The organism is Rhodocaloribacter sp. (genome assembly GCF_056451265.1).
Genome location: NZ_JBWOPL010000045.1, coordinates 102,074 through 108,572, shown reverse-complemented (window position 1 = coordinate 108,572; position 6,499 = coordinate 102,074). Strand labels below are relative to the sequence as shown.

Here is a 6,499-nt window from a genome sequence, read left to right as displayed (position 1 = left end):
GGGCGCGGGATCGCTCGCGCCGCACCTCGTGCGGGCGCACGCCGCCGTCCGCCCCCTCCGCACGGTCACGCTGTGGAACCGCACCGCCGCGCGCGCCGAAGCCTGCGCCGAACGCCTCGCCGGAGACGCCTTCGAGGTCCACGTGACGGATGACCTCGAAGCCGCCGTTCGCACGGCGGACGTGGTCGTGTGCGCCACGCTCAGCCGCACCCCGCTCATCCGCGGGGCATGGCTCCGTCCGGGCACGCACCTCGACCTCGTGGGCGGATACACCCCCGAGATGCGAGAGGCCGACGACGAGGCCGTCCGCCGCGCCACGGTCTTCGTCGACACGCGCGAGGGTGCGCTCCACGAGGCAGGCGACCTCGTACAGCCGATCCGCGCGGGCATCCTCGACGAAACGGACGTCGCCGCCGATCTCTACGATCTGTGCCGGGGCCGTCATCCCGGCCGCCGCGAAGACGCGGAAATCACCCTTTTCAAATCTGTCGGGACGGCCCTCGAAGACCTCGCGGCGGCGCGTCTCGTGTACGAGTCGATCACTTGAGACGGGAGAGGCTTCCCTCATGCGCATCACCATCATCGGCGCCGGGGTGATGGGCCTTTCGGCGGCCCGCGCGCTCGCCGGAGCCGGACACACGGTCACCATCCTCGACCGGAGCGCGATCCCCCACCCCGCCGCCGCCTCGGTCGACGCCCACCGGCTCATCCGTTTTCCGTACGGTCGCGAGCGCGGGTACGCCCGCATGGTATCCGAAGCCTATGGCGCGTGGGAACGGCTCTGGCGCGACCTCGGCGTCTCGCTCTATCACCCCACCGGTACGCTGCTGCTGGGGCGCGCAGATCACCCGTGGGCGCGGGACTCCGTCGCGACGCTCGAAGGGCTGGGCCATGTCGCCCGCCGTCTTTCCCCGGGCGAAGGCGCGCGCGCGTTCCCGTACCTGACGTTCACGGAAGAGGATGACATCTTCTTCCTCGACAGCGGCGGTTTGCTCTTCGCCGATCGCATCATGGCGGAGCTGGCCGATCATGCCGCGGCGCTGGGCGTACGGCTGCTTCCCCGGACCGAGGCGACGGCGGTGGACCCGGCGCGCGCGCGGGTGCGCCTGACGGACGGGCGCACGCTCGAAGCCGACCTCGCCATCGTCGCCGCGGGCGCGTGGGCGGGTCGTCTCGTGCCCGCCCTCGAAGGGCGGATGACGCCTTCCCGGCAGACGGTATGCTATGTCCGCGTCCCGTCCGCGATGCGCATGCCCTGGCAAAAGGGCCCCATGATCCTCGACATCGACCCGGCCGCCGGCTTTTACCTCGTCCCGCCCGCAGCCGGAACGCCGATGAAGGTGGGCGACCACCGCTTCACCCTGCGCGGCCATCCCGACGATGACCGGCGCGTCGATCCTCGGGAGGCGGCTCGCATTCTCGCGCTCGCGCGTCCCCGGTTGAAGCATTTCGAGCGCTACCGGCTCGCGGATGCCGCCGCTTGCTTTTATGCCGTCGCCCCCGACGAGCGGTTCATCGTGGAACGGATCGGGCGCACGTGGGTGCTGGCGGGCTTCTCCGGGCACGGGTTCAAGTTCGGACCGCTCTTTGGCGAACGCCTGGCCGCCGTCGTCGACGGCTCCGCGGACGCCTCGGACTTCACTCTTTGGTGCGCCGGAGGCGTCATTTGAACGGGACTGTCCCCTGCTTTCTCACGTGGATCCGCGGATGAATTCCCGGCGTCCGGCTTGAACTTTTTTCCCGAGGCTCGATAGAAACAGAAGCGTCCCATGAGTTTCGAGCAAGCCAATGCCGCACTGGTACGAAGTCTTCGACAACGAGGAGGTTCAACGGCTGAGCCGCAAGCGCGCCGCCGCGCTGATCGCCCTGGCGACGACGTTGTTCGTGGGGACGCTGACCCTTCTGGTGATGACTCGTGAAGGGGTGGTATCCACGGCGCCGGCAGGCGTGCTCATCACCTCCTCCTGGCTCGCGGCTGCCTGGTGGATCACCCGGCGCCTGCGCCGACTCCGACGGCTCGTCTGGTGCGTCAAGCTCTCCGACAACCGCATCGAGGGATACGATTACACCCGACGAAAGACCGTCTTCGAGTGGCGAGAGGTCGAACGGCTCGAGCTCACGCGCCATGGTCTCGTCGTCGTGGGACCGGATGAATGTTCGCTCGAAATTCCGCACCTTTTCCCGGAATACGCCCTCCTGAGCCATCGCGTCGTCCAATACGCCGACGCCCACGGCATCCCGATCTTCGTCAACGGACGTCCCTGGGAAGACCTCGACGTGTACGCGCTCTTCCCCTTTCTCGAAGCGGACTCATCGACCCGGGGCCCCGCTCCCGTTTAGCGCGTCATTCCCCTTCGGGCGTCGTTGCGTGCAGCGGGAAGACGACCTGGAAGCGCGTCCCTTTTCCCGGCTCGCTCTCCACCCGTATCTCTCCGTTCATCATTTCGACGAGCCGCTTCGTGATGGCAAGCCCGAGACCCGTCCCTTCCTGTCTGCCGACCATGCCGGACGATTCACGGGAAAACTCCTCGAAGAGATGCGGCATGAAGGCGGGGCTGATGCCGATGCCGGTGTCCCTGACGGTCAGATAAAGGTGCTCCGCGTCGGTATCGACGCCGATCTCCACCGTTCCCTGTTCGGTGTACTTGATGGCATTGCTGACGAGGTTCTCGAGCACGCGCCGGAACGCGCCCGGATCGATGCGGGCCGTGACGGGCATGGCCGGTTGCCGCACGTGGAGGCCAAGCCCTTTCTCCTCGGCCCATCGAAGCAAGAGTTGCACTTCCTCGGCTATCTCCGCCGTCACGTCCACTTCCTGCGGGTGGAGCGCCACGCTTCCGGCTTCGAGACGGCTCAGCATCAGGATCTCGTTGACGGTGTGAAGCAGCCGCTGACCACTCCGGCGCACCAGTTGAGCCGTTTCCTTCTGCCGACCGGTGAGTTCTTCTTCCAACACTTCGGCAAAACCGAGGATGCCGGTCAACTGTGTGCGCATCTCATGGCCCAGGTTCGAGAGGAACCCCATCGACTCCCGCCCTTCAGCTTCCACTAATTTCCCCGTTATTCCCGCTTCGGACGACGACGAGGCTTCGGACGACGACGAGGCTTCGGACGACGAGGCCTTGGGCGTTGACGGGGCCTTGGGCGTTGACGGGGCCTTGGGCGTTGACGAGGCCGGTTCCGACGCGGTGGTCAACGAATCCTGTTCGGAAGTCGAAGCGGACGCCGGACGGAAGGCGACGAGCAAGCGACGCGCTTCGCCTTCGCCGAAAGCGCGAAGCGTGGCGCGGGCGGGGATCCACTCGGACGAATGCGAGAGCAGCGTCACGTCCACCTCCTCACGGCCCGACCGCAGCGCCCGGCGCGACGCCTCTACGAAGCGCGGGAACGCGGCCATACCGAGCAAGGCGCGCAGCGGCATCCCGCGCAACTCGTCCCCGTCGTAACCGAAGGTGGCGGCGGCGGCAAGGTTGGCTTCGACCACACGCAGGGACGGGCGCAGCACCAGCATCGGCTCTTCGGTCTCGTCGAAAGCGATGCGAAGAAAAGCCGTTTCGCCGATGCGTGCCCGTATTTTTTTCAACCGGACCCAGAGAACCGCCGTCCACGTCCCGAGGACCAGAAAGAGGATGAGAAGAACCCAGAAGCCGTAACGGTAACCGGGATCGAATATCTTCGAGGTTGACTGCCGCGTCTTCTCCGGCTTCCGTGGAAGCGCCGTCACTGCCGCCTCGCTCGCTTCCACACCGACATACGCCGCCGTCGCGCGGGCGACCGTTCGCGCCGCCGGCGCCGCTTCCACCGCACCGGGGAAGGCAAGCAGCCACACGATCATCCCCACGCCGGCGACCCCGAGGGCGCTCCGAACGGCGGTCCGGCTCCGCCGGCAAGTCTCGATTTGAGACCCTAACGCCGGACCCGAAGGCCGGACACACGCGCCCCCGGTGCTTCCACGAGAGCGGGTCCGCCTGCCGTCTCGGAACAGGCGCCGCAACGCACCGGAGTGCGTCGGATCGCGGGGATCTGATCGTAATGCTAACTTCAAAAACGCGCGTAGGAGTTTAAAAACGGGGTTTCGCACCCAAAGAGCGCGGTGCATCCAACGTCCCGTCCTCGGTACATCAAACTCCGGGCACAACTCCGGAGGTCATCCGCGGTCGCGGAGATCTGGCCCAACCGATCTCCACGAGGACAAATATCTTACCAGACCGGCAAGCGAGAGGCTCAGGCGGCATATGAAGCGGCCCCTTCCTCGAAGAAAGCCGCGATGCGGCTTCGCTGTCGCAACGCATCCTCATAGCCGATTTCCATGAGGCGCGTCGTATAATTTCTGTCGAAGAGCAGCATGCTCAGCCAGTCGGGGCTTTTGGTGCGATCGCTGCTCAAGCCCCGCGCCAGCAGATGGAGCGGCCCGTGCAGTTCGTGCTCGTATTCTCCCGAAAGTTTACCGAGATCGACGGAAGGGCGGAGGAGCAGGAAACGGATGGGCCTGAGCCCCCCGCGCTTCCGCTCCGGCACCACTTCGAGCAGCCGGTTGATGCGATCGAGCATGAGCGCATCCTGATCCAGGGTGTCCAGAAAGATGGCGTTCATCAGCAGGCCGACGAGCTGGGCGTTCGGCGGATAGCCCACCACGGCCGGCTCGTCCGCCTCGCGCCGGGTGCGGTCATACCGCGTCGAAATGGCCAGAATGCTGTCGGCGCCGAGGTGAATGGCCGGAGCGAGCGGAGCCGAGAGCCGGATGCCGCCGTCCCCGTACCACGCATCGCCGATCCGGATCGCGGGGAAGAGAAAAGGCAAGGAGGAAGAAGCCATGACGTGATCGACCGTGAGTGTGGTATTGATGCCCACCCGGTTGGGCCGCTCCCACGATTCGATCTCTCGTCCCTGCACCCAGGAAACCGTCTGCCCGGTGGAATAGCTCGTCGTGATGATGGCGAACGCTTTCAACCGCCCGGCGCGCAAGTTCTCGGCCACATGGGTGAGGCGTCCGTCCTCGGCATGCAGTTTCTCTTCAAGATAGGCGCGCAAAGGCGAAGTGTCCACCCAGCCGCGTTGACCGCCCTCCTCGACGTCCCGAACCATGCTCCATAGAAACTTGACGCTCGACTCCGAGACGAAGACGTTTTCGGTCTCCAGCCCGCGCCAGCACTCGACCAGGTTATCGACCGCCACGGAGAACGGGTTGAGGTCGTTGGCCAGATGCGCAGCGTTGATCGCTCCGGCCGAGACGCCGGTCAGCAGCGGAAAACGAGTCTCCGGGAAAGCCTCGGCGATATATTTCAACACGCCCACCTGATACGAGGCGCGCGCGCCGCCGCCGCTCAGCGCCAGCGCGCAGTCGGGGGCTTCCATGGACGCGGAGCGAAAGAGTCCGCGAAGCCGGTGAATCGTTCCTTTGACCACGTCGTCGAACATCGGTTGAGAGGAAACGGAGTATTCCCCGGGGAAAATCCCGTCCGTCGGGCAAAAGCGCAACAGCCCCCGGGCGCATTCGCCGGTCCCCCCGGCAGAAATGCGATGATTTGGCTACCTTGCGATACCCTCCTGACGTCCTGATCCCCCCTGTCCTTACCCACGTTTCCTTCCGGCATGCCCGCTGCTTCTCCTTCCGATCCGGCCCTTTTCGCGCTCACGCTCCTGGAGATGGAAGGCGTGGGACGCGTGACGGCGGGGCGGTTGCTCCGACACTTTGCCACGTACGATGAACTCGTACGCTATCCACGCGAACAGGTGCTCGCGCGGGTGAAAGGCGCGCCGAACGCGGCCGATCTCGTGAAGCGGCTCTTCGACCGTGAGGCGATGCATACACGGCTTGCCGGGGCCGGAGCCGCGATCGAGGCGCTGCGCGCGAAACACGTCGTCCTCTTCTCGATGCGCGGGCAGCACTGGCCGGAGGGGCTCGATGCGCTCCCCCGCGCCCACCGTCCGGTGCTTCTCTACGGCTACGGCGACCGCGAAGCCCTGGCCCGCCCCGCGGTGGCGCTCCTGGCCCGCCCGCCCATCACGGACGCCGCCTTCGACGTGGCCCAGTCGCTCGTGCAGACGCTCGCCGCGCACGGCATCGCGCCGGCCACCGGGGCCGCGCACGGCTTCGACGTGGTGATGCACAAGCGGGCCGCCTCCGGCCCCGAGCCGAGTCCCTCACTCCTCGTGGCGCATTGTGGGCTGGCCCGTCTCCCGGCCGTCATGCGCCCCATCGCGAGCGCCGCCGTCCGCACGGGCGGCCTGCTCCTGTCCCCCTTCCCGATGACGCACGGCCCCTACGAGCACGACGACCGAGAGCGGGCGCTCGTGCTTGTCGCCCTCGCCCGCGCCGCCGTCTTCTTCGAGCCGCGCCCCGGCGCCCCCGAGTGGGACGCGCTCGAATGGGCACTCGAGGCCGGCAAGCCCGTCTTTGGCGTCGAGGACCCGGATCACCCGATGCCCGCAAGGGTTCATCGCCTCCACACCGACGTCGACTTCGAGTGGATCCTCGCCGCTCTCCGCGCCTGACCCC

General features: G+C 66.8%; 5 protein-coding genes and 1 pseudogene. 4 read left to right on the top strand and 2 right to left on the bottom strand.

Going from position 1 to position 6,499, the window contains the following annotated elements; all coding sequences use genetic code 11:
• From AC1HIY_RS07865 to AC1HIY_RS07855, 3 genes and pseudogenes are all read left to right on the top strand, one after another.
• A pseudogene (locus tag AC1HIY_RS07865) lies at positions 1-547 on the top strand (bifunctional Delta(1)-pyrroline-2-carboxylate/Delta(1)-piperideine-2-carboxylate reductase); the annotation flags it as partial.
• Positions 548-566: 19 nt separating this feature from the next.
• A complete protein-coding gene (locus tag AC1HIY_RS07860; protein WP_479576172.1) occupies positions 567-1,670 on the top strand; it encodes an NAD(P)/FAD-dependent oxidoreductase in 1,104 nt (367 codons plus the stop codon).
• Positions 1,671-1,788: 118 nt separating this feature from the next.
• Positions 1,789-2,340, top strand: a complete 552-nt coding sequence (locus AC1HIY_RS07855; RefSeq protein ID WP_479576171.1) for a hypothetical protein — start codon at positions 1,789-1,791, stop codon at positions 2,338-2,340.
• A gap of 4 nt (positions 2,341-2,344) precedes the next feature.
• On the opposite strand, the gene AC1HIY_RS07850 is transcribed toward AC1HIY_RS07855, so the two are convergent.
• Both AC1HIY_RS07850 and AC1HIY_RS07845 read right to left on the bottom strand, forming a co-directional pair.
• Positions 2,345-3,835, bottom strand: coding sequence for a sensor histidine kinase (locus tag AC1HIY_RS07850; RefSeq protein WP_479576170.1), 1,491 nt, complete (start codon positions 3,833-3,835; stop codon positions 2,345-2,347).
• Between the two features lie 389 nt (positions 3,836-4,224).
• A complete protein-coding gene (locus AC1HIY_RS07845) occupies positions 4,225-5,355 on the bottom strand; it encodes a patatin-like phospholipase family protein (protein WP_479576169.1) in 1,131 nt (376 codons plus the stop codon).
• A gap of 237 nt (positions 5,356-5,592) precedes the next feature.
• Here AC1HIY_RS07845 and AC1HIY_RS07840 point away from each other — a divergent pair, with 237 nt between their 5' ends.
• A complete protein-coding gene (locus tag AC1HIY_RS07840) occupies positions 5,593-6,495 on the top strand; it encodes a DNA-processing protein DprA (RefSeq protein ID WP_479576168.1) in 903 nt (300 codons plus the stop codon).
• The last annotated feature ends 4 nt before the right edge of the window (positions 6,496-6,499 follow it).